The organism is Oxynema mangrovii CENA135 (assembly GCF_016632315.1).
Classification (GTDB): Bacteria; Cyanobacteriota; Cyanobacteriia; order Cyanobacteriales; family Laspinemataceae; genus Oxynema; species Oxynema aestuarii.
The window spans coordinates 1,930,558-1,953,894 of the sequence record NZ_JAEOXH010000001.1 but is presented as its reverse complement, the minus strand read 5'-3'; the positions used below and the strand labels follow the sequence as shown (position 1 = coordinate 1,953,894).

The following is a 23,337-nucleotide window of genomic DNA, read 5'->3' as shown; positions in this document are numbered from 1 at the left end:
GTTGGAAATTGACGGGATAAGTTTACCAAAGGCGATCGTTTATCTTTTACACGGTTACCTGCTTGAGATCCTGAGTTTTTTGCTGGTAAAATTTGTCCAGATATTCGTACCAAGCTTCCATTCCGGTTCCCGTGCGGGCTGAGGTTTCAAAAATGGTGGCTTGGGGGGCAATTTTACGAATATTGTTTAAAGCAATTTCGCGATCGAACCCTACCGCTTCGGCAATGTCAATTTTATTGACGATCGCCACGTGGGCCGCTTTGAATGCCGAGGGATATTTGAGGGGTTTGTCTTCACCCTCGGTCACCGATAAGAGGATGACGCGCAGGTCTTCGCCGAGGTCGTAGGCGGTCGGACAAACGAGGTTTCCGACGTTTTCGATCGCCAGGAGATCGAGGGCGTCGAGATCGAGTTTTTGGGCGGCGTCAAACACCATTTTGGCTTCGAGGTGACAGACGGTTCCGGTGGTAATTTGAATGACGGGCGCGCCGTTTTGTCCCAGGCGTCGGGCGTCGTTGTCGGTTTCGAGATCGCCGACGATCGCTCCCACGGACAGGCGATCGGCGAGATCGGCGATCGTGCGTTGGAGGAACGCGGTTTTACCGGAACCGGGGGAGGACATTACGTTGAGGACGAGCAGACCTTTTTCGGAGAAATGCTCCCGATTGCGCTGGGCGAGGCGATCGTTGCGATCGAGGATCGATCGGGCGATTTCTACAGTTCGCCCTTCCTGTGGGGAGGAAGGGTGAGAGTGGGTGCGATCGTGGGGGTGAACGTGTTCGTGAGGGTGGGCGTGTTCGTGGGGGTGAACGTGTTCGTGAGGGTGGGCGTGTTCGTGGGGGTGGGCGTGAATTTTGACGTCGCCCACGACATTGCATCCGCAGTTGTTACACATAATTAATCCCCTTGAATGGAAATGGAAAGCCGTTAAAAAGCGATCGATGGTGTCGTCAATTGAATGAAAGATGAGAGCAGTTATCGCTGCAATATTGCAACGGATTGCATAGAAACCAGCGATCGCCTAGCTTCCTCGATCTTAAAAGGTCTAGACGCGAGATTGGGTTAAATTTTCATTAGGTTTTGATTATTGCTCCGACAGTTCCAAGGAGGTTAGCTCGATTTCCCGTCCCGATTGCGGGTCGCGACTGAGTTCCCCACAATCGGGACATTCGTAAAAGAGATGGGCGGGATGAAATGATGTTTGACAACGGTGACAGTAGCAAATAACGGGAACGGTTTCGATCTCGAGAATGGCTTCGGCGGCGATCGTCCCTTGTTTGAGGGCGTCGAAGGCGAATTGGAGGGCTTCGGGAACGACTCCTGACATTTCACCGAGACGCATTTTGAGGCGATCGATTTTATTCGATCCGTGTTGGCGGGCGTTTTCGATGGCAATGTGGAGGGTTTGTTCCATCAAACTGACTTCGTGCATGAGTTGTCCTCCCGATCTCGGAGCAGGGTTTCGATGATGTGGATGGCTTCGGTGGCGGCGCGATCGCAGTTCTCACAGAGGCGATCGCCAAAGTTGAAGTCCCATCCCGGGACGAGAATCCACCAGGCTTCGGGACAGGATCCGTAAAGGGTTTGGGCGAGTCCCAAGATCCAACGCGGATCCCCGGTATGCCCTAAACTCGCGGAGTCGGCTCGATTGCTCCCGGGGGCGATCGCCGCGACCTTGACACGATCCGTGTCGTTTTGTGCCGGATAGGCATCGACAAACACAGCTAAGTCTACCCGGGCTAATTCTTCGGCGAGTTCGGGGGTTAATTGGTGTAGAGCCAGCGATCGCACGTCGGGCAAGTTCCACGATTCGATGATTTGTGCGATTTTTTGTCCTACGCCGTCATCACCGCGCAAAGTATTACCGTAACCGACGATCGAAATTTGCATGGGGGATACTTTAACTTGAGAACGGAAACTTGAGAACGGAGCGATCGAATTTTCACATTTTTAAGATCGACCTGTTTCTAGGTCGTCTACCTATTTGAAAGTTATGGTCGATTTCAGTTTCAATTTATCAAACTCTCCATCTTTTTAGGGTGATTATTTTACATTTTTATAAGATTTTTAGACTTAAAATTTATTGTTCTCATTTTTGAAACTTTCCTTACAGGGGTATTCCCCCCAGGCTGCGATAGGGGTTGACCGGGGGCGATCGCCTCCATTAATTTTAAATTTTTTGTTAAGGAGCGTAAAAAATTTAGATTTTTGTAGTAGAGGAGTTGAAAGGGTTCGATTTCTCCATCAGCACTGGGTTTTGTCCGCATTTCAAGATTTCCTGTATATAAACAATCTGCCGAATCCGAGCTGGGGACAGAAGGCGGAAAGATATGAAGATCTTTCCAGGGATTGCGTCATCTTTTCAGAAACGGTATCTCTAAAAAAAAGATAAAGAACACCCCTCTTAAAGAGCAAACGGAGGGACAATTATCCCAGTGAAGTCGGAAGGAAGAGACTCAAGCCTTATCCCGGCGATCGGATCTGAGGGTGCAATGGCGGTCTTTCCCCTCGGCGACTTCCTCTTCCCACTCCAGTCTGAGGAGGGGAAGCTACCTAAGTCGTCAATCGGGGGAAGAAGCTGTAACTAAATAATTGGATACCTCTGGACATTATTGCTGGATTGGGTAGTAATTGTGGGGTAGTCTAGATCGGGAGAATGATATGGAATTGTATTCGCTATGTGTGAAGAGTTTGAAACTGAAGTGGTAATTATCCACAAATCCCCCCTCCCGGGTGAGTTTCGAGCAAGAGTTGGTAACAGACATGCTTGAACTAATTACCGTGTTCTCTGCATGTCTTTATGGTTCTCGTTCCCATAAGAACAAGAAGCTTATTGATAGCATGGCCAAAGCGGTGGAGGATGTATGCTCTTAGGTTTTAAAACTGAACTGAAATTAAACAATTCCGAGCGAACAGGATTAGCCAAACACGCAGGAGTCGCCCGTCATGCTTGGAACTGGGGACTAAACTTAACCAAACAAATACTAGACCACAACCGGGATAATCCAGAGGATAAAATTAAGTTTCCCACAGCGATTGACCTGCATAAGTGGCTGGTGACCATGGTCAAGCCCGAATGTCCCTGGTACTACGAAGTTAGTAAATGCGCTCCTCAATACGCTCTCAGGCATTTGTCCGACGCTTGGAAACAAGCATTCAAGAAAGTCAAGAAACCACCAAGGTTTAAGAAAAAAGGACGTGCTGACAGTTTCACTGTTGATGGTTCGCTCTCAGTTGACCATTTTCGAGTTAAAGTTCCTGTGATGGGTTGGCTTAAAACATTCGAGCGCTTGCCTACAGAATATCAACCGAAGTCCTTCACAATTAGTCGTAAAGCCGACAGATGGTTTATTAGCTGGAAAATTGAAGTCGAGCCAACCAATGAGCCTAAAACCCATGCTGTTGTTGGCGTTGACCTTGGGGTTAAAACCCTAGCCACCCTATCAACTGGCGAGGGATTTGAAGGGGCTAAGAGTTATCGCCAATATGAGAAAAAACTCTCGCGATTGCAATGGCTGAATCGTCATAAAGAGTATGGTTCGGCTAATTGGAAAAAAGCCCAAATCAAGATAGCCCGCTTGCACCGAAAAATAGCCAACATCCGTAAAGACACATTACATAAGCTCACGACCTATTTAGCCAAAAACCACAGCCGAATAGGGATTGAGGATTTAAATGTCTCTGGTATGTTGGCCAACCACAAGTTGGCTAAAGCGATCGCCGATATGGGCTTCTATGAGTTCAGACGGCAGTTGGAGTACAAATGCCAGTTGTATGGAGCCACCTTAATTGTGGTTGACCGATGGACTCCCTCAACCAAGACCTGCTCTAGATGTCACGCCAAAAAAGACTCAATGCCCTTGTCAGAAAGAGTTTTCCGGTGTGAAAACTGTGGTCTGGAAATTGAGCGGGATTTCAATGCCTCCATTAATTTGGAGATCGCCGCCAGTTAGGTGGTGTTAGCCTGTGGACTGGTGAGTGCCGACACTACCAGGATGAAGCAGGAAATAGGTTCCAAAGATGTCCACTTGTGGGTGACTTTGGGTAAGTCTTATGTAACGGAGCAGCAGAAATGTCAAAGCCATATCCCGGATAAAAAGAAAGCTGTATGGGTGAGTTCGCAACTAACCGCTTCACGAGCGATTCCTCGGTAAACCCTAACAAGGAGATTTCTTTATTGTATTACAGGCGGGTAACCTGCCTGAAGATCTACGACCTACCGAGTGTCTGGACGTAGAAAAACAAGAAAAATCATAAATATGTAGCTAGTGCAAGTCTCGTTAAGAGTCAAGGGGAAAAATACAGGAAAAAGTCGTCAGGGACTTCCACCCGGTTCAGATAGTCAGTGCATCCCATCAGACTGGGATAGAGCTAGAGCGAATGAAGCCAATTTTACTCAATTTTTCTAAGGGAAAAGGCGGCGAATTTTGCTGCTGGAAGTGGGCGATGACGGGAAACGAAAACGATGTTTTTTCCAGTCGAGCTGCGATCGCTGAACTCATACACTGGATCGAGGATTTGTATTTCGATAGTGGCCTCGATCTCCGATGAGTTCGTTTCCCGAAGAGGGTCTTTGTTCGCAGATCCCCTCTTATTTTTCCTCGTTGCCAACTTCGTATTGTTCTAAGTTTGTATCGTTTTTCAATCAGGATTATTTATGCAGGAAGCCTATATTGTTTCGGCAGTACGAACCCCCCTCGGTCGTTTTGGAGGCGTTCTATCCGCTCTATCTCCCGTCGAACTCGGAGCTCACGCGATCGCCGCCGCCCTAGAGCGAGCTGGAATTTCCGGAGATGCCCTCGATCTTTATATTTTAGGGAATGTCTTGCGAGGAGGACACGGACAGTTATTACCCCGTCAGGCGGCGTTAAAAGCGGGCATTCCCCCAACAGTGGACGGGTATGCAGTCGATATGGTTTGCTCCTCGGGGATGATCGCCCTGACCAACGCCGTGACGGCGATCCGTGCTGGAGAAGCAGATTTAGTTCTGGCGGGGGGCATGGAATCGATGTCTCAAGCGGGCTTTTTCCTCTCGGCGCGAGCGCGCTGGGGCTATAAAACCCTGTTGGGCGCGCCAGAACCGCTCACGGATTTACTCATCCACGACGGTCTCACGGATTCGACCACAGGTGAGGGGATGGGCGAGCAAACCGAGCGACTCGCTGCCGAGCACGGTTTTAGCCGCCAAGCCTTAGACGAAGTGGCCGCCTATTCCCAACAACGGGCTGCCGAAGCGACCGAAAGCGGCATTTTCAAAAAGGAAATTGTGCCGATCGCGGTACGGGTCAAAAAGGAAACCCAGCAGATCGATACCGACGAAGGCATTCGCGCCGGGACGACCGTCGAGAGTTTGAGTAAATTGCGTCCGGCGTTTAAATCCGATGGAGTCTTGACGGCGGGCAATTGCAGTCAGATCAGCGATGGGGCGGCGGCGTTGGTGGTCGCCAGTGCGGCGGCGGTGAAACGCCACGGACTCAAGCCCCTGGCGAAAGTGTTGGGGGGCAGTTTTGCGGGAGGGGAGAGTTGGCGCTTCCCGGAAGTTCCCATCCACGCGAGCAAGAAGCTGCTGGCGAAACTGGAGATGGAGGTTTCCGATTTCGACTTGTTTGAGAATAACGAGGCGTTTGCCGTGAGTAACTTGCTGTTTAACAAGATGCTCGGCGTGTCTCACGATCGACTCAACGTTCACGGTGGGGCGATCGCCCTCGGACACCCGATCGGGGCGTCTGGGGCGCGGGTTGTCGTCACTTTGCTCAATGCCTTGCAAGAACGGGATCGCAGCCGAGGACTGGCCGCCTTGTGCCACGGTACCGGGGGAGGAACGGCGATCGCCTTAGAACGAGTGTAGCCCGACAACCGACCGGGAGCGTCGCGACGCGATGCCCCCGGTTCGATCCAGAAATTTAAGGACAGTAACAACTATGGTCTCTCTAGGATTAGAAGATAAAGTCATTGTGGTCACGGGTGGCAATCGCGGCATCGGGAAAGCGATCGTCACCTTGTTAACCGAGTTAGGCGCCAAAGTCGCTTATACGGATATCGAAATTGACGATTCCGACAGTGGCGCTTTAGCTGTCAAAGCGGACGTGACCGATTTAGGGTCGATGGAAGCCGCCGCTCAAGAAATTGAAGAGAAATTAGGCCCGGTTTACGGGGTGGTCGCCAATGCGGGGATTACTCGCGATAACTTCTTCAATAAACTGACTGACGCCGACTGGGATGCGGTGATTAACGTCAACCTCAAAGGGGTCAACCATACGATCAAACCATTCGTTCAAGGGATGTACGATCGCGGCGCCGGGGCGATCGTCGGCATCAGTTCGATTTCGGGCGATCGCGGCAACGCCGGACAAACCAACTACGCCGCCACCAAAGCCGCCGTTATCGGTTTAATCAAATCCCTCGCCCGCGAAGCCGCCCGTTATGGCGTTCGGGCCAACGCGATCGCCCCCGGCTTCATCAACACCGAAATGACCAAATTTCTCCCCGACAAAGTCAAAGACAAAATCACCGCCGAAATCCCCTTCCGTCGCTTCGGCGAACCGGAAGATATCGCCTGGGCCGTGGCCTACCTCCTCTCTCCAGTCGCCAGCAGCTACGTTTCTGGAGAAGTCCTGCGCGTCAACGGAGCCCATCATACCTAGACTCGATTCGTAATTCGCAATGCGCCAAACAGAATTGAGGCAATTAAGATGGATAAAGAAAAAACTCATTGGAGTGACGTGGCCACCGAGTTCGTCAACACCTGGTCCGAGACCGGGACGAAGATGTGGCAAAGTTGGTTCGAGTTAGTCGGTTCGATCCCTTCCGGACAACCCCTGTCCGACTCCAAAGCAGACTTGAACAAATTCACCGAGAGAGTGGCAGAAAATCAGGACGTGTACGTGCGTTTTCTCAAACTCTCCGTCGATGCCTGGAAAGATATTTTTCCCCAAGTCGAATCCGGGGGCAACTGGCAGAAAACCTTAAACCAGTATGCCGAACAAATGCGCGACCAGTTGGCCAGTTTTACCGAGGGCAGCCTCAACGCCAACAAAGATGTCGCCGAATTGTGGCAGCTTTACATCCGCGAGATGCAAAAGTTCAGCCAACTTTGGTTCGATCCGTTGGGCTTATCCCTCAATACGATGGGTAAAGCGGTCACGGGGAACCCCTCCGCCTCGATCGAACTCAACAACCTCTACTGGAATCTCCTCTACGAGGAAAGCTTCGGCAGCTTGATGAAGAGCCCCGTTCTCGGCCCGACCCGCGAATTTAACGGCAAACTCGTCTCCGGTTTCGATGCGTGGACCGAACTGTATAAAGCGAGTATCAACTACCAGTTTGTCCTGGCAGACATCCAAGTGCGCTCCTTTGAAGTCTTAATGCAGGAATTGGTGTCTTTAGCCGAAAAAGGCGAAAAGGTCGAAGACTGGCGGCAGTTTCAACTTCTGTGGAGTCAGGTTTCCGATGGCGTGTTTGAAGAAGCCTTCTGTCGCGAGGACAATCTCAAAATTCGCGGCAAATTCCTCAACGCCCTCAATACCTACCGCATCCAACAGCAAGAGCTGATGGAACTGTCTTTAAAAACGATGAACGTGCCACTGCGCAGTGAAGTCGATGAAATCCACAAGAGCATCTACGAACTGCGCAAGGAAGTCAAGCAGCTCAAAAAAGCCTTGGCGAAATCTGAAAGTCGGGAGCAACCCGAACCCTAGCCGCACTCGGAGGGGGAGCTTTGTGCGATCGCCCCCCGCCCAACCGCGCGATCGCCCCAAAGCTCCTCATCCACCCTTCCCTCAGCGCGGTATCCCGAAACCATGTTGGCCATTACTGCACGGAGTAGCGAGAGTTATGCTGCCATTTTTGACGCAAATGCGCTTGGAAGATGCCACCCACGAGTATGCCGAACTCACGAAAAAATTGCTCAAAGGCATCGAAAACTTAAGTAGCTTGCGCGAAGAAGATATCGAAATTGGCGTGACGCCAAAAGAAGTGGTCTACAAAGAAGACAAGGTCGTCTTGTACCGCTTTCAGCCTGCGGTCGAAAAACCCCTGGGTATCCCAGTCCTGATTGTCTACGCTCTAGTCAATCGCCCTTTTATGGTCGATTTGCAGGAAAATCGTTCTTTAGTCGCCAATTTACTCAAGTTAGGCTTGGATGTTTATTTGATCGACTGGGGCTATCCCACCCGTGCCGATCGCTGGTTGACCCTCGACGATTATATTAACGGTTATATCAATAACTGCGTCGATGCCATTCGCCAGAAACACGAGTTGGACAAAATTAACCTGTTGGGGATCTGTCAGGGAGGCACTTTCAGTCTCTGTTACAGTTCCCTGTATCCGGAGAAAGTCAAAAATCTGATCGTGATGGTCGCTCCGGTTGACTTTTACATGCCCAAAGCCTTGCTCAACATGCGGGGAGGATGTAGCCTGGGCTCCGAGGCGCTCGATATCGATTTGATGGTGGAAGCGTTGGGCAACATCCCGGGGGATTTTCTCAATTTAGAGTTTTTAATGCTCAAACCCCGGCAACTCGGGATTCAAAAATACCTCGATTTCCCCGAAATTGCGGGCAGCGAAGATAAGGTTCTCAACTTCTTGCGGATGGAGAAGTGGATTTTCGACAGTCCGGACCAAGCGGGAGAAGCTTACCGACAGTTTCTTAAAGAGTTCTACCAGCAAAACAAACTGATTAAAGGGGAGATCGAGATCGGCGAGGGCAAGGTGAACTTAAATAACCTAAAAATGCCGATTTTGAACCTATATGCCGAGAAGGATCATTTAGTTCCGCCGGAGTCGTCTTTGGCGCTCGAAAAGTATGTCGGCACGGACGATTATACCGTTCATTCTTTCCCCGTGGGACATATCGGCATGTATGTCAGTGGGAAGGTCCAACGGGATTTACCCCCTACGATTGTGGATTGGTTAACCGCTCGTAGCGAATAGTCGAGCCAACCCATTTAACTCGTCATTCAAAAGGAAACCCTCAACGGCGATCGCGTTGAGGGTTGATTTCGATAGGTTCATATCATCTATGTTGCTCGGAGGACTCACCGGGTTTTTATTCGGAAAACGTCGGAACTTTACGCATTAATTTGAAATACCCATCCCAAAACTGTTTTTGGGATTCTAGGGCGATTTTGGTAGCAGTTTCTTGAGCTTTCAGGTAGTTGTTGACGAGTTGTTCCTGAGTTTCGATCGTGCGATCCATGTTTTCCGGTAATTTGAAGCCATCGGTTCCCGTCGGCAGGGACTCCATCCAGGCGTCAAAGAATTTTTTTTGCCAGTCGCGCAACTGGTTTTGGTACTCTTCAAAATATTTAGTCGTATCCATTGTTTATGGCGTGATAGGTGTTACTTTCGATCGTGAAAGGCGGTTCGTTTCCGTTAACTGTAAACCCCTTTCAAATTTTCCCCTTTACTATAGCAGAAATACTTATGGAGATTGAGGCGAGATACAAAAGTTCATATAAATAAATCTCATTTTTCCAATCTGAAAAATTAACAAAAAATAAAAAAATTGTCGGGCTATCGCCGTCGAGTTCGCGACCTGAGAGGCCATCTAAAATTTTAGATCGATCGCTCGTTGATTGACGTTCATTTTCTTTCATTTTGTTTAAGAAAAGATATTAAAATTTAATCAAAATTTAATGGACACCGATCGCGTTTAAGCGGGTCGCGTCCACGGCGGCGATCGCGATTTTGCCGCGACCCTTATCGGCGAGTGGGACTAGCCAAAAGCCCTTCAGATCGGCAAAACAGGGAAAATGACCGATGACTTTTGTTTCGCTCCTCCACAGGCGCCGGGGTGGCGAAAATCTAGGAAGGGGGAAGGGGCGATCGCCTGTTAACAGTATTCAATACTCACTTCTTTCTGCTTTTCGCGTAAATACTGTACTAACTCTTCAATTAAGTTCTTACGAATCGAAATATTTTTAGGAAGTAAGGGATTTTGATAAAATTCATTGATTTTCTGCCCGACTAAAAAGAAGATCGAGTCTGCTTCCAAAATTTCGCGGGCTAACATCACCGCCCCATTATTGTCCCCGGGAAGGCGATCGAGATCGCACTGACATTTCTTTAAAATTTGCGATGCGGTCGAAATCGTTAAAATTCCTTCCGTCACTAAATTTAGTGGAGTTAATTTACCGATGGGCGGCAGATCTTTTCTCATCGTCGAAATATCCATTTCTACCGTTTCTCCCAAATATTTAGCCACGATGTTTCCCGTGGTTCCCCCACAGACCACTTTGCGACCTTCAAAGTTCAGAAACTGCTCGACGTAGTCGCGATCTTTACTTTTCTCTAAGGGCGGTCCGGTAAAAATAATCAAGGGATTGCGTTGGCGGACGTACAAGCCTACAAAACTCGCATCGTCGCCAATTTTTCCACCATAGAGACGGTTGGTTTCGCCAATAACTTTCTGCACGATATTGCGCGCCGTATGGGTTTGGTTGAAAAATAAGTTTTGTAGGTATTTAGCGATGTTATCCCATCCCCACCCAAAATTGAGAGCGACCCCCAATCCGGCGTAGAGGACGCCGTCGCTAATCGCCCCGAGAAAGTCACCGCGTTCGACGGTTCCTTCGGCGATCGCGATCTTTTTATCTAAGATTTTCTCGGTTTTACTTTCGAGTTGAATTAATTTGCCTTTTTTGAAGTAAAAAACTGGGGGATTGTCAAAGTTAATGACTTTAAAATTATCAGTGTTATGCTCGATTTGAATAATCGTGAAGGTAGCGTAAGCAATTTTTCTGACTTGACAGATCGGTAAGGTTCCGATGACGGTTTTGATGACTTCTTCTAACGGAACGTCGGCGTTCAGCATGTTAATTAAAATTTCGGTTGTCAAACTGGCGAGAATGTTTGCTTTAACGCCACTCCCCAATCCGTCGGAAAGGACGATCGTTGTTTTCTCTGCGGTTTTCCGATATTGAATGCGATCGCCGCAGAGTTCTTCTCCTTTTTTGTTTAAACTGAATTGGGCGATATCAAAAAAGTTATCCATTTTTTTGATTAAAGATGTTTCTATGGGGTGCGATCGTTTTAAAAACCGGAACGCAGGTCAAACATTTTCCTGTTCGATCATTTTGATGATTTTTAACAAGCTGACCTTCGTTTCGGCGGTGGTTTCGCCGAGGAGTCCGGCAATTTCTTGGGCGACTTTCATCTGATTATCGACCACTTCGTTCACTTTGGCGACGGTTTCGGTTTTGAAACGAATCATTTCTTTTTTGCGTTGCAGTTCTTCGGTGATATCGACCATGATGCAGGCGATTAATTCCCGGTCTTGAATCGGGAAAATGACTTGCTTGACGTACAAACCGCGATCGCTGTATTCTCGTTCTTTACCGCGAATCACGTCTTGGGTTTTCCAAACGGTTTTGAAGTCTTGAATATCGCCTAAAATTTCGATCGCCTCTCGTCCGATTGCCTCCGGTGTTTCTACTGCAAACATTTTGCAAAAAGCCGGATTGACCACTGCTATTTTAAACTCCGTATCCACTACGACTAAAGCATTAGGGTCGTACTGCCACAGAATTTCCCACAAATTTTTATCGTTGACGTTCATCGATCGCGTCCTCTAGTCAATCGCTTGTTGAATGTTGGGCAAAATTTCATCTTTGAATTTTGCTTCGATATTGTCTGCATTGATTTTAATGAAAATTTTATCTTTGAATTTCATGACAATTCCTTCACTACAGGTTTCCAGACAAAAGGAACCTTTCAGTTCGATTCGATTGTCTAATTCGTATTGGGCGATCAAGGCTTGCAATTTGGGTAAAACTTCATAAACACCCATTTGGTGGCAGGCGGAACCCATACATAAATATAGATTTTCTTTGTCTTTCATGGTCTCGTTCTCGGTGGAAGGGACGCGATCTAAACCGTGAAACTGGGGAAGGTTCCCGAGGGAGGAACGCGAACCAACAGCAATGAAAAAGAGGGGATCGGTGGGTAAATTTTAGGGCTGTTCGAGAGGGAGTTTAATCTAAATAAGCTCGCTCGATCGCGATTTCTAAAGGCGTCGATCGCCAGGGAAATAGTAGGAACCGCGCCCCGGGAATGTAGAGAGGAAATATTTTTCGATCGGGGGAAGCGAGGGCTACAGACAAACTCGATAAAATCTGCACGCGATCGCCGGATAACCTCAACGATCGAGCGATCGTTTGAGAGTTAAGCTCGGATGCTACTGCTGTTATTCTAACACTCAAGGTGGCGATCGTGGCGTCGATCGATGACAAACGAGGGGTTGTCAAAAAAATATGAAAGTGTTAGAATAACTGACTAAATCGTTGGTAAAATGCTATCAATAAAGAGACGTTTTCCAAGGAGAAAAAGGTTACGGGCGATCGCTATTGCCGTAAAGGGTTTGCAGAACTAACGGCAGACGACGGGCCCACGATTCCTCCGAATGTTCCCCGTCGGGATCTTCGTAAGTCCACAAATCGCGACCGAGGACGTAACCGAACTGTTCGCGCAATAATTCGGCCATTTCGCGCCCGCGTTTGACGGTGTTGTTCTCGATAAACCAATTGTGAAAGCCTTCGTCTTTGCGCAATCCCCAATCCAGCCACAAGCGAGGGCGGCGGTCGCGATCGCGCAATGTCGGTGCCGTCAGTTCGAGTAAACTCGATTTATGCAAGGGTAAAAAGGTATCGGTTCCCGTGTCGAGTCCGACCCAAAACGACGGGGAAAGGGCCGCCGCATTGCCAAAAGCATCGGGACGGCGACAGGCGCTGTAAAACGCAGCCAAACCGCCGTGAGACGATCCCATAATCGTCGTTTGGCGCGGATCGGGGATCGTCCTATAGCTGCGATCGATAAAGGGTTTGAGAGAATCGGCAAGATATTGGGTATATTCTTCGACGCCGCAACAGTCTACCTGTCGGATCCAGCGCGGGACGGCGGGTTCGTGGGTATATTCGCGATCGCGGTTGAGGGCGTAGATGGCGACGACAATGACGCGGGCGATCGCATTGCGCTTATAGAGTTCGCCGAGGGTTTCCCCGGTCCACCAAGACTGACCGATCGCCCCACCCCGGAAAAAGGCCGTATCGCCATCGTTCATATAAATGACGGGATATTCATCGACAACGGTTTCGTATTCCCGAGGGAGAAATACATGGATCTTGCGGGGGGCGTCGCCATCCCCTCCGACCTGGAGGCGATCGTAAGTGTGAAAAAAGCCTGCGGCGTGACCTTCATCGTGAAACCATGCGATTTGTCCGCCTTTTTCAAATTGAACCATATCGAATCTCGCAATGCTCGTCCCTTAAATTGTAGGTTTTGGAGATTCTCGGGAACAAACGTGCGATCGCGGAAATTTAGGGAGTGGGGAGTTGGGAGTCGAGAATCGACAAGCTTGTGACTCTTACTTCTTACCTACTCCCGACTCCCTATTCCCTCTTTGCTGCTCCCTTTTACCTAGTCTTTGTCAACCTTTGCCAACTTTTTTCCCTTACACGGGATCGCGCCAGACCTCATCGACGATCGCGCCGTCGCGGGCCACTAACTGCAGGTGGATCGGCATTTGTCCGGCGGCGTGGGTCGAACAGCTCAAACAGGGGTCGAAGGCGCGGATTCCGGCTTCGACGCGGTTGAGCAAGCCTTCGGGAATTTCGTTACCGTGGATGTAATGCTTGGCAATTTGGGCGACCGTTTTATTCATCGCCAAGTTATTTTGACCCGTGGCAATAATCAGGTTGACCTTCTTAATCAAACCGTTTTCGTCCACCTGATAGTGGTGGAATAGGGTTCCTCGAGGGGCTTCGCTGACGCCGATCCCTTCGAGACTGTTAACCCCCGCACTGGCGCGGGTGCGTTTGGAGACGATATCCGGGTCTTCCACCAAGCGTTCGATGCGTTCGAGGGCGGCTAAAATTTCCACCAGGCGGGCGTAGTGGTAGAAGAACGAAGAGGTCGCCACCCCTCCGGCGCGATCGCGGAATTCTTGCAATTCGCGATCCGCCGCTTCGGTCCCCATGCGATCGCAGATATTCAAGCGCGCCAGTGGACCGACCCGATAAATGCCGTCGGGATAACCCATCGGTTTGTAATAGGGGAATTTAAGATAAGACCAGGGTTCGACCGCTTCGCCGAGGTAGTCGCGATAGTTGTCTTCACTCAGTCCGTCGGCGACGATGTTGCCTTGGCTATCTTTAAAGCGGATATGACCGCCGTAATGTTCCCAGGTGCCATCTTTGGCGACCAATCCCATGAACAGGGAGGGAAATTCGCCGAAGGTTTTAACTTCCGTGTCTAATTGATCCAGGAGGGATTTAAACAGGTCTAAGGCGGTGTTGAGGGTTTGGCGAGATTCCGGGAGGCGATTGCGGATCCAGGCGCGTCCCTCTTCACTCAGGGGCGATCGCACCCCACCGGGAACGGCCCACGCCGGGTGAATTTTCTTGGCGCCGAGCAGTTCGATGACTTTTTGGCCGAATTGGCGCAGGCGGATGCCACTGCGGGCTAAATCCGGATCCGCAGCCATCAAGCCGAAGACGTTGCGGGTGGCGGGGTCGCTATCCCAACCGAGGAGAAAGTCCGGACTGCTCAAGTGGAAGAAAGAGAGGGCGTGAGATTGGGTAATTTGTCCCAAATTCATCATCCGGCGCAGTTTTTCCCCGGCGGGGGGAATGGTCACCGCTTGGATTTTATCTCCAGTTTTCGCCGAGGCCAGTAAGTGAGACACCGGGCAGATCCCGCAAATGCGGGCGGTAATCCCGGCCATTTCCCACATGGGACGTCCTTCGCAGAATTTCTCGAAGCCGCGAAATTCGACCACGTGGAAACGGGCGTCTTCAACTTCTCCGGCGTCGTCGAGGTAGATGGAGATTTTCGCGTGTCCTTCGATGCGCGTGACCGGATCGATGACAACTGTTTTAGACATATCGAGCAATCCTCTGTAAATTCTGTAAATAATGACGGTCGTGAGTGGTCCGGGCGTCGCCCCTTCAGCCGCTACACCAGTTTTTATACAAATTGGCGAGTTCTGCCGCTTCCGGATATTCCTCACAATATTCTTCAAAGGCAGTCTTTTCTAAAATCGTCGCCTGTTGGTGGGCGGCGTCCGCTTGCAGTTCTTCGACGACCTGCCACGCTGCCGCGCATTCCCGGGGGGGGTGACCGACTTCGGCGCAGATCGTGCGGGCATGGGCGATCGCCTCTTGGATTTGGCGGTCGAGTTCGAGTTCCGAAGGCGTTTCGATAAAATCGCTTTTTTCGAGGATGTCGCGCATGGAAATCGTACCGAGTAATTCGCCTTGAATCACCGGGGCGACTTGAATCCCCGTGTGGACGAACAAGCGGGCGACGTATTCGACGCTCAGATCGGGATTGACCACGATGCAAGGCTTGGTCATGATTTGGTAAACGCGCACCCGGTGCGGATCTCTACCGAAGGCCACCACTTTCGAGACGATATCGCTGCGGGTGACGATCCCGTAAGCGTCCCCTGGGTGACGGCGATCGACAATCAAGGCACCGACTCCGGTCGCTTTCATCGCGCTCACTGCTTCGACCACCGTCGCCGAAGTGCCGATCGTGGTGATATTTTGAGTGAGAATTTCTGCAGCTTTCATGACGTTATCCCTCCAAGGCATCCCGGATCTGGGCGTTCGCGGTTCGCGCCGACTTAGCCGAATTTGATCATGTCCCGTCCTGTCATGTCGGGGGTTTGGCCTTCTAACAGGGGGGCGATCGCCTTGCGAATCCGGTTGGCGTCCGGCGGACAGCCGGGAATGTACATATCCACCTCGACCATTTCGTGAACCGGGCGCACGCGATCGAGCAATTCCGGCACGATCCCCGGAAAATTCGGCAATTGCGGGTGTTCGTCCCCTAATTCCAAATAACAGCGTTTGAGAACGGGTTCGCTACCCCCGAGCATGTTGCGCATCGCCGGAACGTTCGCCGTCACCGCACAATCGCCGAAGGAAATTAAAAATTTCGTGCGTTGGCGCGCTTCGCGCAGTAACTCCAAGTTTTCCTCGTTGGCGACGGCGCCTTCGACCAAGCACACATCGACGTTTTCGGGATAATCTTTAATGTCCGAGCCGACCGGAGAGAAGACCACATCGACTTTCTCGGCGAAATCGAACAGCCATTCGTCTAAATCGAGAAAAGACATGTGACAGCCGGAACAGCCGCCCAACCAAATTGTTGCCAATCTAATTTTAGCCATAATCGTACCTTCGTTAGCGGGTCCACTGGTGGTCTTTGCGGGCGTTGACGATGAATTCGAGGCGATCGCGATCGCGCTCCATTTCCGCCACCGTCGAACCTTTGCGGAAAATCGCCCCGGTCGGGCAAGCATCGACGCACTTACCGCACGAGGTACAGGCATCGACGGCGCCCCAGGGCTGATTCAACCCGGTCACCACCTTCAACGCCGCCCCGCGATAGGCGACATCCCAAACGTGGGCTCCTTCGATTTCGTCGCAGACGCGCACGCAGCGCGTACACAGCACGCAACGGTTGTGGTCGATGCCGAAGCGATCGTGAGACACGTCGATTTCTCGTTCCGGAAAGCGATAGGGAAGCCGGGAGTGATCCATCCCGACCTCGATCGCCAAATCTTGCAGTTCGCAATGTCCGTTCGCCACGCACACCGCACAGACGTGGTTTCCTTCCGCAAATAACAGCTCGACAATCGTGCGCCGATAGTCTTGCAGGGTTTCCGTATTCGTGCGGATATTCATCCCCTCCGCCACTTCGGTGACGCAAGCGGGCTGCAATTTCGGGCTGCCGTTAATCTCGACCAAACAAAGGCGACAAGCGCCGACATCGGAAACCCCTTCGAGATGGCACAGGGTGGGAATATGGACCCCATTTTGGCGGGCGGCTTCGAGAACGGTGGTTCCTTCTTCGATAGCCATGGGAACGCCATCGATGGTTAATGTTGTAACTGACATAGCTTCTCCTGAATCGATAGTGGCGCGATCGTCGGCTTAACGGCTGGCAACCCCTTGAGCTTTGGGACTGTCTTTGAGCAGTTCGAGATATTCCTCGCGGAAATAGCGCAACGTACTCAACACCGGATTCGGCGCCGTTTGTCCCAAGCCGCACAAGCTGGTCGCCTTGACCATCCCGCAGACTCGTTCGAGTTGTTCGAGATCGATAAGGGTCGCCTCTCCGCGCAGGATTTTGGTCAGCATTTGATACATCTGCACCGTTCCCGCACGGCAGGGGATACATTTACCGCACGATTCCCCCCGGCAGAATTCCATATAGAACTGGGCCACGTCTACCATGCTCGTTTCCGTGTCCATCACGATCATGCCGCCGGAGCCCATCATCGTGCCGAGTTGGATTAAGGAGTCGTACTCGACCGGGGTATCGAATAAGTGGGCGGGAATACAACCGCCGGACGGGCCGCCCGTTTGTACCGCTTTGACTTCGCCTCGGGGGACGCCGCCGCCCATTTTTTCGACAATTTCGCGCAGGGGAATGCCCATCGGGACTTCGATCAGTCCGGTATTGCGGACTTTCCCGGTGAGGGCGAAGACTTTGGTACCTTTGCTCTTTTCGGTGCCGATGCTGGCGAACCAGTCGGCGCCTTCGCGGACGATCGCGGGAATGTTGGCGAAGGTTTCGACGTTGTTAATTAAGGTCGGCGAATGCCACAAACCGGATTGGGCGGGGTAGGGCGGGCGCGGGCGCGGGTTGCCCCGTCCGCCTTCGATCGATTGCATCAGGGCGGTTTCTTCGCCGCAGACGAAGGCCCCCGCACCGACGCGGATATCGATTTTGAAGTCGAAGGGGGAGTCGAAGATTTGCGACCCCATCAAGCCGAGGCGTTTGGCTTGTTTGATCGCGGTTTCGAGCCGTTTGATCGCGAGGGGATATTCGGCGCGGACGTAGATGTAGCCGTGGTTGGCGCCGATCGCGTAAGCGGCGATCGCCATCCCTTCGATAATCCGGTGGGGATCGCTTTCGAGGACGGACCGGTCCATAAAGGCGCCGGGATCGCCTTCGTCGGCGTTACAGATGACGTATTTTTGCCCTTCGGGCATTTTGGCGACGGTGGCCCATTTCAAGCCCGTGGGATAGCCGCCGCCCCCGCGACCGCGCAAGCCACTGCGGGTCACTTCGTCTACCACTTCGTCCGGGGTCATGTCGTGGATGACGTGATAGAGGTTTTGGTAGCCGCCGACGGCGATATATTCTTCGATGCGTTCCGGGTCGATTTTGCCGGAGTTTTCGAGGACGATCGGTTGTTGCAGGGTGAAAAAGGGGTGTTCGCGATCGAGGGGAGTGGCCCCGGATTCGGCGGCTTTGTTTTGTTTGAGGGCATCGACGATCGCCTCGACTTGATCCCCGCTCACTTGTTGGTACAAAACCCCGGGAATGTCGATCTCGACGAGGGGACCGCGCCCGCAAAATTTCATGCAACCGACGCTACAGACTTCGACGGTGTTATCTAATCCGGCGTCTTTGATGCTTTGTTCGAGGCGGTCTTTGATTTCTTCGGCCCCAGAGGAAGCACATCCGGCTGCGGTACAGCAGCGAATGCGGACGCTGGCGGCTCGCTGGCGTTCTTTTTCGGCAATTTCGAGTAATTCGTTTAAATCCATTGCGGTCGGACCTCACGTGCACGTTGGCAAGAAAATCGGAAAACGGGATCGCCAAACGGGATCCCCCGTCAGTCGAGCCAACCTTTGATATTGTCGAGAACGGATTCGGCGGTTTGATTTCCCATGACTTTACCGTCGTACACGGCGGCGGGAGCCAGCCCGCAGGCACCGATACAACGTGCGGTCATCACGGACATCTGGCCGTTATCGGTGGTTTCTCCCGGCTCGATCCCCACCCGATTTTTGAGGGCTTCGAGCAAACTGCTCGCCCCTTTGACGTAACAGGCAGTTCCCAGACAAACCACGCACGTGTGAGCGCCACTGGGTTTGAGTGAGAAGAGGTGGTAAAAGGTGGCGACGCCGTAGACTTTACTCAAGGGGAGTTTGAGTTGGCGGGCGACGTAGAGTAAGACGTCTTCTTCGAGATAGCCGAAGATTTCTTGGGCTTTGTGGAGAACTTCGATCAAGGCGTCTTGACGGTGTTGGTTGCGCTTCATGGTGATGTCTAGCACTTTGAAGCGCTTGTCACCACTCGGGTGTGCGTTCGATCCCGCCTTAGATCCCGCTTTAGATCCCGCCGACGGCGCGCGATCGCGGTTGTTTACCTGAGCAGAAGGCATATTTAATCAATCCTCAATGGGGTCTCAATGTGTCCGAAAGGTTTCCACGCGATCGCCCGAGGTGATTTCCGGTTCGTCCTCGTCGGGGCGATCGCTCGGCTAATAAAAGCAACATTTAGGTTTCTCAATTAGGGGTTTCCCCCCGTGCGAACTTCCCGTCTTTCCCCCGGTAAATCCCTCTCAAATTACACTCAATTCGCTCGACTTCAGTTAAGGATGAGTTAAGAGCTTGACAAAAGTTAAAGGGGGCTGAAATCACCTCTTGTTTTTTTCGAGCGTCGGGTTACTTTTCTCTTGTTAAAAATCCTACTGGAATTACTGCTGATTCTAGCGTTTTTTTGGAATCGCTTAACAATCCCTTGAAAATGGCAAGGTCGCCCCGGCGATCGACGAGTTCGCTTCCGAGGGAAATCGAGACAGAGTCATGTTTTGTTGCAAATATTCAAAAACTGGGTGGTTTCATAAACTTGTGTAACGAATGTCACGATTCCTTAGAATAATTCGAGGCGATCGCGGCGCTTTAACCCTTGTCTGACAAGGCTTGCAAGATTTCTTAGAAAAGGGTTTAGATCTCAATCCCGTCAATGGTTTGCGCGCGATCGAGCAAGGCGCTCTACCCTGCACGAACTGAGCGATCTGGGAGATTTTGTAAGGTTTTTTTTATTTTTGATTTCCGAAAGTTCATAGTACGATAGGTCTCAACCGAACCCCATCGGAAAAGTGAGCGAAGCGGGGTGACAGCCAACTTCGCAGCCCGACTCGGAAAAGGCAACGCGATCGCCGTCAATTTGTGAGTTACGAGATCGCAGTTTGCTCGAAATCGGGAGAAAACTCGATCGCATTTTGTCGTCAATTCTTCAAAAAACTAAATCATTTCCAGCGATCGAGATTTACAACTTTAGCGTTGTCAAAGTCTGTCGAGATCGCCAGCAACTTCGAGCGGCGATCGATTGAAGCCTCTCAGAAGAAATCGATCGATCCAAAACCCGAATGGCCCTTGACGATCGGCAACCGAGCCAAAAGCCGACCCTTTCGCTCGCAGCATCAACCCCAGTCATCGCGTGAGGTCAAGTCAATGAGCGGTAATATGAAACCATCAATAGAGTCTCAAGGTACGGACAACAAACCCGACCTTTACCGGAATATATATCAGGATGTATCGATCGCCCAACTGATCGAAAACACCCTAGCCCACAAAGATGGGGTAGAACTGCCCCACCCCAACATGAAATCCAAAATCAGACTGGACGGCAGTCCCAGTTACGGACTCGAAGCCCTCGGCTTGAAAAACCTCGGACAAGTCTATCGCAACCTTACCGTTCCCAAACTGATCGAACACGCGATCGCTCGGGCCGAAGGCATCCTCGCCGACAACGGCGCTCTATGTGTCAAGACAGGCAAATATACCGGGCGCTCTCCCAACGATAAATTTATCGTGGACGAAGCAACCAGCCACGACGAAGTCCACTGGAGTAAAACCAACGTCGCCATCTCCGAAGACAACTTCGACTTACTCTACCGACGCATCCAATCCTACGTCCAAGGACGAGACCTCTACCTGTTCGACGGCTTCGTCGGCGCCGATCCCGACTACCGCGTCGGCGTTCGCATCGTCACCGAACGCCCCTCCCAAAGCCTATTCGCCCATCAACTCTTCATCCGGCCCACCCCCGAAGAACTCGACGACCACCAAGCCGACTTCACCGTCATCGCCGTTCCCGGACTGCAAGGCGACCCGGACATCGACGACGGCATCAACTCCGAAGCCTTCATCGTCATTCACTTCGGCAAAAAACTCGTGATCATCGGCGGGTCCAAATACGCCGGAGAAATCAAAAAATCCGTCTTCTCCCTCATGAACTACTTCATGACCAAGCGAGACGTCCTGCCGATGCACTGCAGCGCCAATATGGACGAACAGGGCAATACAGCCCTCTTTTTTGGCCTGTCCGGCACTGGAAAAACCACCCTATCCGCCGATCCGACCCGCCGCCTGATCGGCGACGACGAACACGGCTGGTCGCCAAAAGGCATCTTCAACTTTGAAGGCGGCTGTTACGCCAAAACCATCCGCCTTTCCTACGAAAACGAACCCCAAATCTGGGAAGCAATTCGCTTCGGGTCGATGATGGAAAACGTCGTCCTCACCCGCGACAGCCGCCATCCGGACTACGACGACGGCAGCCTCACCGAAAACACCCGCGTCGGCTACCCCATTCACTACATCCCCAACGCCGCGATCCCCAGCGTCGGCAGCCATCCCAACACCGTCATCTTCCTCTCCGCCGATGCCTTCGGCGTGCTGCCCCCGATCGCCAAACTCACAAACCGTCAGGCGATGTACTACTTCATGTCCGGCTACACCAGCAAACTCGCCGGAACCGAACGCGGCATCGTCGAACCGCAAGCTACCTTCTCCGCCTGCTTCGGCAAACCCTTCTTACCCCTGTCCGCCACCGTCTACGCCGAAATGCTCGGGGAACGGCTGCGTAAATACAACGACCATGCCAGCGTCTACCTGATCAACACCGGATGGTCCGGCGGTCCTTACGGCGTCGGCCAACGCATCTCGATCAAACATACCCGCGCCATGGTCACTGCCGCCCTCAACGGCGACTTAAACACCGTCAGCTTCCACCCGCACCCCATTTTCAAAATCCTCGTTCCCGAAACCGTTCCCGGAGTGCCGTCCGAAGTCCTCAACCCCCGCCAAACCTGGAGCGATCCCGACGCCTACGACCGTCAAGCCCGAGAGTTAGCCCGTTTGTTCGTCGAAAACTTCAAGCGCTTTACCAGCGCCCGTCCCGAAATCGTCGAAGCCGGACCGAGCATCGATTGAGCGCCCTTGGAACCGTTGGGGTCTAAAAGTTTCCTAAAGCCTTTTAGACCCCCTCTACCATTCGTTAGAGTCCGACAGATAAGGGTTTCCCTCACTTGGGGGATAGACGAATCCCTAGAAGTGATGATTGTATTGTCAAAGAAGTTTGCGTTGAGGAGCTTTTATTGTGGCCACTATCAAAGTCGGGATTAACGGATTCGGGCGAATCGGACGCCTCGTCTTTCGAGCCGGGTTAAACAACCCCAATATCGAGTTCGTCGGCATTAACGACCTCGTTCCTGCGGAAAACTTGGCGTATTTGCTCAAATACGACTCGACCCAAGGAAAATTTAACGGTTCCGTCGAAGTCAAAGACGACGCGATCGTCGTCGATGGTAAAGTCATCCCCTGTAGCGCGATCAAAGATCCCGCCGAACTGCCCTGGGGTAAATACGGTGCCGATTACATCGTCGAGTCCACCGGACTGTTTACCACTTTCGAGGGAGCCTCCAAACACGTTAAAGGCGGAGCGAAACGGGTCGTCATTTCCGCGCCGACCAAAGATCCGGACAAAGTACCGACCTTCTTAATGGGGGTCAACGAAGACCAGTTCGATCCCAAAGGTCACACCGTGGTTTCTAACGCCAGTTGTACCACCAACTGCCTCGCCCCGATCGCCAAAGTCATTAACGACAATTTCGGCTTAGTCGAAGGGCTGATGACCACGATTCACGCCATGACCGCCACCCAACCGACCGTAGACGGACCGAGTAAGAAAGACTTGCGCGGCGGTCGCGGTGCGGCTCAAAATATTATTCCCGCGTCTACGGGGGCGGCGAAAGCGGTCACCTTGGTGCTGCCGGAACTGAAAGGAAAACTGACGGGGATGGCGATGCGGGTGCCGACCCCGGACGTGTCGGTGGTCGATTTGACCTTCCGCACGGAAAAAGCGACGACCTATGACGATATTTGTGCGGCGATGAAGGCGGCGTCCGAGGGCGAGTTGAAAGGAGTTCTCGGGTATACGGAAGATCCGGTGGTTTCCACGGATTTTGTCGGCGATCCCCATTCGAGTATTTTCGATGCGGGGGCGGGGATGGAATTGAACTCGAATTTCTTTAAGGTTGTTTCTTGGTATGACAACGAGTGGGGTTATTCTTGCCGCGTCATTGATTTGATGCTCTCGATGGCGAAGAAAGAGGGTCTCCTCTAGGCGCGATTTTTGGGCGCGATTTTTGCCAGTCACCCCCGAGCGATCGATCGCCCCTACCGCACAAGAACGGGGGCGATCGATCGCTGTCGATCGATCGGGTTTGATGTTGTTTTCGGTTTGGAT

The 23,337-nt window shown here is 51.8% G+C and carries 22 protein-coding genes and 1 pseudogene; 8 read left to right on the top strand and 15 right to left on the bottom strand.

What is annotated here, in order from left to right; genetic code table 11:
• Window positions 1-46 precede the first annotated feature (46 nt).
• The 3 genes from hypB to JJD41_RS07710 all read right to left on the bottom strand — a co-directional run bounded on the left by hypB (window position 47) and on the right by JJD41_RS07710 (window position 1,890).
• A complete protein-coding gene (gene hypB / locus JJD41_RS07720; protein WP_200665420.1) occupies window positions 47-895 on the bottom strand; it encodes a hydrogenase nickel incorporation protein HypB in 849 nt (282 codons plus the stop codon).
• 189 nt (window positions 896-1,084) lie between these two features.
• Entirely contained in the window at window positions 1,085-1,432 is a 348-nt protein-coding gene (gene hypA, locus JJD41_RS07715; protein ID WP_200665419.1) for a hydrogenase maturation nickel metallochaperone HypA, read from the bottom strand.
• The gene (locus JJD41_RS07710; protein WP_234488543.1) at window positions 1,414-1,890 is read right to left on the bottom strand and encodes a hydrogenase maturation protease; all 477 of its coding nucleotides are present in this window, start codon (window positions 1,888-1,890) and stop codon (window positions 1,414-1,416) included. Before JJD41_RS07710 ends, hypA begins: the two co-directional genes overlap by 19 nt.
• A 776-nt stretch (window positions 1,891-2,666) precedes the next feature.
• On the opposite strand from JJD41_RS07710, the pseudogene JJD41_RS24690 reads away from it, so the two are divergent.
• The 6 genes and pseudogenes from JJD41_RS24690 to phaC form a co-directional block, all read left to right on the top strand.
• Window positions 2,667-2,874 (top strand): annotated as a pseudogene (locus JJD41_RS24690) (recombinase family protein); the annotation flags it as partial.
• Complete coding sequence (locus JJD41_RS07705; RefSeq protein WP_200665418.1) at window positions 2,865-3,953, top strand: RNA-guided endonuclease InsQ/TnpB family protein; 1,089 nt, start codon at window positions 2,865-2,867, stop codon at window positions 3,951-3,953. The pseudogene JJD41_RS24690 and the gene JJD41_RS07705, both read left to right, overlap by 10 nt.
• A gap of 704 nt (window positions 3,954-4,657) precedes the next feature.
• Window positions 4,658-5,848, top strand: a complete 1,191-nt coding sequence (gene phaA, locus JJD41_RS07700) for an acetyl-CoA acetyltransferase PhaA (RefSeq protein ID WP_200665417.1) — start codon at window positions 4,658-4,660, stop codon at window positions 5,846-5,848.
• Between the two features lie 73 nt (window positions 5,849-5,921).
• Complete coding sequence (phaB, locus tag JJD41_RS07695; protein ID WP_200665416.1) at window positions 5,922-6,644, top strand: acetoacetyl-CoA reductase PhaB; 723 nt, start codon at window positions 5,922-5,924, stop codon at window positions 6,642-6,644.
• A gap of 48 nt (window positions 6,645-6,692) precedes the next feature.
• Window positions 6,693-7,697, top strand: coding sequence for a class III poly(R)-hydroxyalkanoic acid synthase subunit PhaE (phaE, locus tag JJD41_RS07690; RefSeq protein WP_200665415.1), 1,005 nt, complete (start codon window positions 6,693-6,695; stop codon window positions 7,695-7,697).
• A 136-nt stretch (window positions 7,698-7,833) separates the two neighbouring features.
• Window positions 7,834-8,931, top strand: a complete 1,098-nt coding sequence (phaC, locus tag JJD41_RS07685) for a class III poly(R)-hydroxyalkanoic acid synthase subunit PhaC (protein ID WP_168569505.1) — start codon at window positions 7,834-7,836, stop codon at window positions 8,929-8,931.
• Between the two features lie 115 nt (window positions 8,932-9,046).
• On the opposite strand, the gene JJD41_RS07680 is transcribed toward phaC, so the two are convergent.
• The 12 genes from JJD41_RS07680 to hoxE form a co-directional block, all read right to left on the bottom strand.
• A complete protein-coding gene (locus tag JJD41_RS07680; RefSeq protein ID WP_200665414.1) occupies window positions 9,047-9,319 on the bottom strand; it encodes a thylakoid-associated protein in 273 nt (90 codons plus the stop codon).
• Window positions 9,320-9,832: 513 nt separating this feature from the next.
• The gene (locus JJD41_RS07675) at window positions 9,833-10,993 is read right to left on the bottom strand and encodes a SpoIIE family protein phosphatase (protein ID WP_168569502.1); all 1,161 of its coding nucleotides are present in this window, start codon (window positions 10,991-10,993) and stop codon (window positions 9,833-9,835) included.
• Window positions 10,994-11,050: 57 nt separating this feature from the next.
• Window positions 11,051-11,557 (bottom strand): PAS domain-containing protein, encoded by a 507-nt coding sequence (locus JJD41_RS07670; protein WP_200665413.1) that lies wholly within the window; start codon window positions 11,555-11,557, stop codon window positions 11,051-11,053.
• Between the two features lie 12 nt (window positions 11,558-11,569).
• Entirely contained in the window at window positions 11,570-11,839 is a 270-nt protein-coding gene (locus JJD41_RS07665) for a (2Fe-2S) ferredoxin domain-containing protein (RefSeq protein ID WP_200665412.1), read from the bottom strand.
• A gap of 133 nt (window positions 11,840-11,972) precedes the next feature.
• Window positions 11,973-12,230, bottom strand: a complete 258-nt coding sequence (locus tag JJD41_RS07660) for a hypothetical protein (RefSeq protein ID WP_234488542.1) — start codon at window positions 12,228-12,230, stop codon at window positions 11,973-11,975.
• A 98-nt stretch (window positions 12,231-12,328) separates the two neighbouring features.
• A complete protein-coding gene (locus JJD41_RS07655) occupies window positions 12,329-13,237 on the bottom strand; it encodes an alpha/beta hydrolase (RefSeq protein ID WP_200665410.1) in 909 nt (302 codons plus the stop codon).
• Window positions 13,238-13,447: 210 nt separating this feature from the next.
• Window positions 13,448-14,878, bottom strand: coding sequence for a Ni/Fe hydrogenase subunit alpha (locus tag JJD41_RS07650; protein ID WP_200665409.1), 1,431 nt, complete (start codon window positions 14,876-14,878; stop codon window positions 13,448-13,450).
• Between the two features lie 64 nt (window positions 14,879-14,942).
• Window positions 14,943-15,569, bottom strand: a complete 627-nt coding sequence (locus JJD41_RS07645) for a CP12 domain-containing protein (RefSeq protein ID WP_200665408.1) — start codon at window positions 15,567-15,569, stop codon at window positions 14,943-14,945.
• A gap of 53 nt (window positions 15,570-15,622) precedes the next feature.
• Window positions 15,623-16,171: an NADH-quinone oxidoreductase subunit B family protein gene (locus tag JJD41_RS07640; protein WP_168569496.1), complete on the bottom strand. Its 549-nt coding sequence runs from the start codon at window positions 16,169-16,171 to the stop codon at window positions 15,623-15,625.
• 13 nt (window positions 16,172-16,184) lie between these two features.
• On the bottom strand, window positions 16,185-16,901 hold the full coding sequence (hoxU, locus tag JJD41_RS07635) for a bidirectional hydrogenase complex protein HoxU (protein ID WP_200665407.1): 717 nt from the start codon (window positions 16,899-16,901) through the stop codon (window positions 16,185-16,187).
• A 36-nt stretch (window positions 16,902-16,937) separates the two neighbouring features.
• Entirely contained in the window at window positions 16,938-18,563 is a 1,626-nt protein-coding gene (gene nuoF / locus JJD41_RS07630) for an NADH-quinone oxidoreductase subunit NuoF (protein WP_200665406.1), read from the bottom strand.
• 68 nt (window positions 18,564-18,631) lie between these two features.
• Window positions 18,632-19,183, bottom strand: coding sequence for a bidirectional hydrogenase complex protein HoxE (gene hoxE / locus JJD41_RS07625; RefSeq protein WP_200665405.1), 552 nt, complete (start codon window positions 19,181-19,183; stop codon window positions 18,632-18,634).
• Between the two features lie 1,087 nt (window positions 19,184-20,270).
• Between hoxE and pckA the strand changes: the two genes are divergently transcribed.
• Both pckA and gap read left to right on the top strand, forming a co-directional pair.
• A complete protein-coding gene (pckA, locus tag JJD41_RS07620) occupies window positions 20,271-22,022 on the top strand; it encodes a phosphoenolpyruvate carboxykinase (ATP) (protein WP_200667150.1) in 1,752 nt (583 codons plus the stop codon).
• Between the two features lie 166 nt (window positions 22,023-22,188).
• Window positions 22,189-23,214 carry a type I glyceraldehyde-3-phosphate dehydrogenase gene (gene gap, locus JJD41_RS07615; protein WP_200665404.1) on the top strand — a complete coding sequence of 342 codons (1,026 nt, stop codon included), beginning with the start codon at window positions 22,189-22,191 and terminating at the stop codon, window positions 23,212-23,214.
• Window positions 23,215-23,337 lie beyond the last annotated feature (123 nt).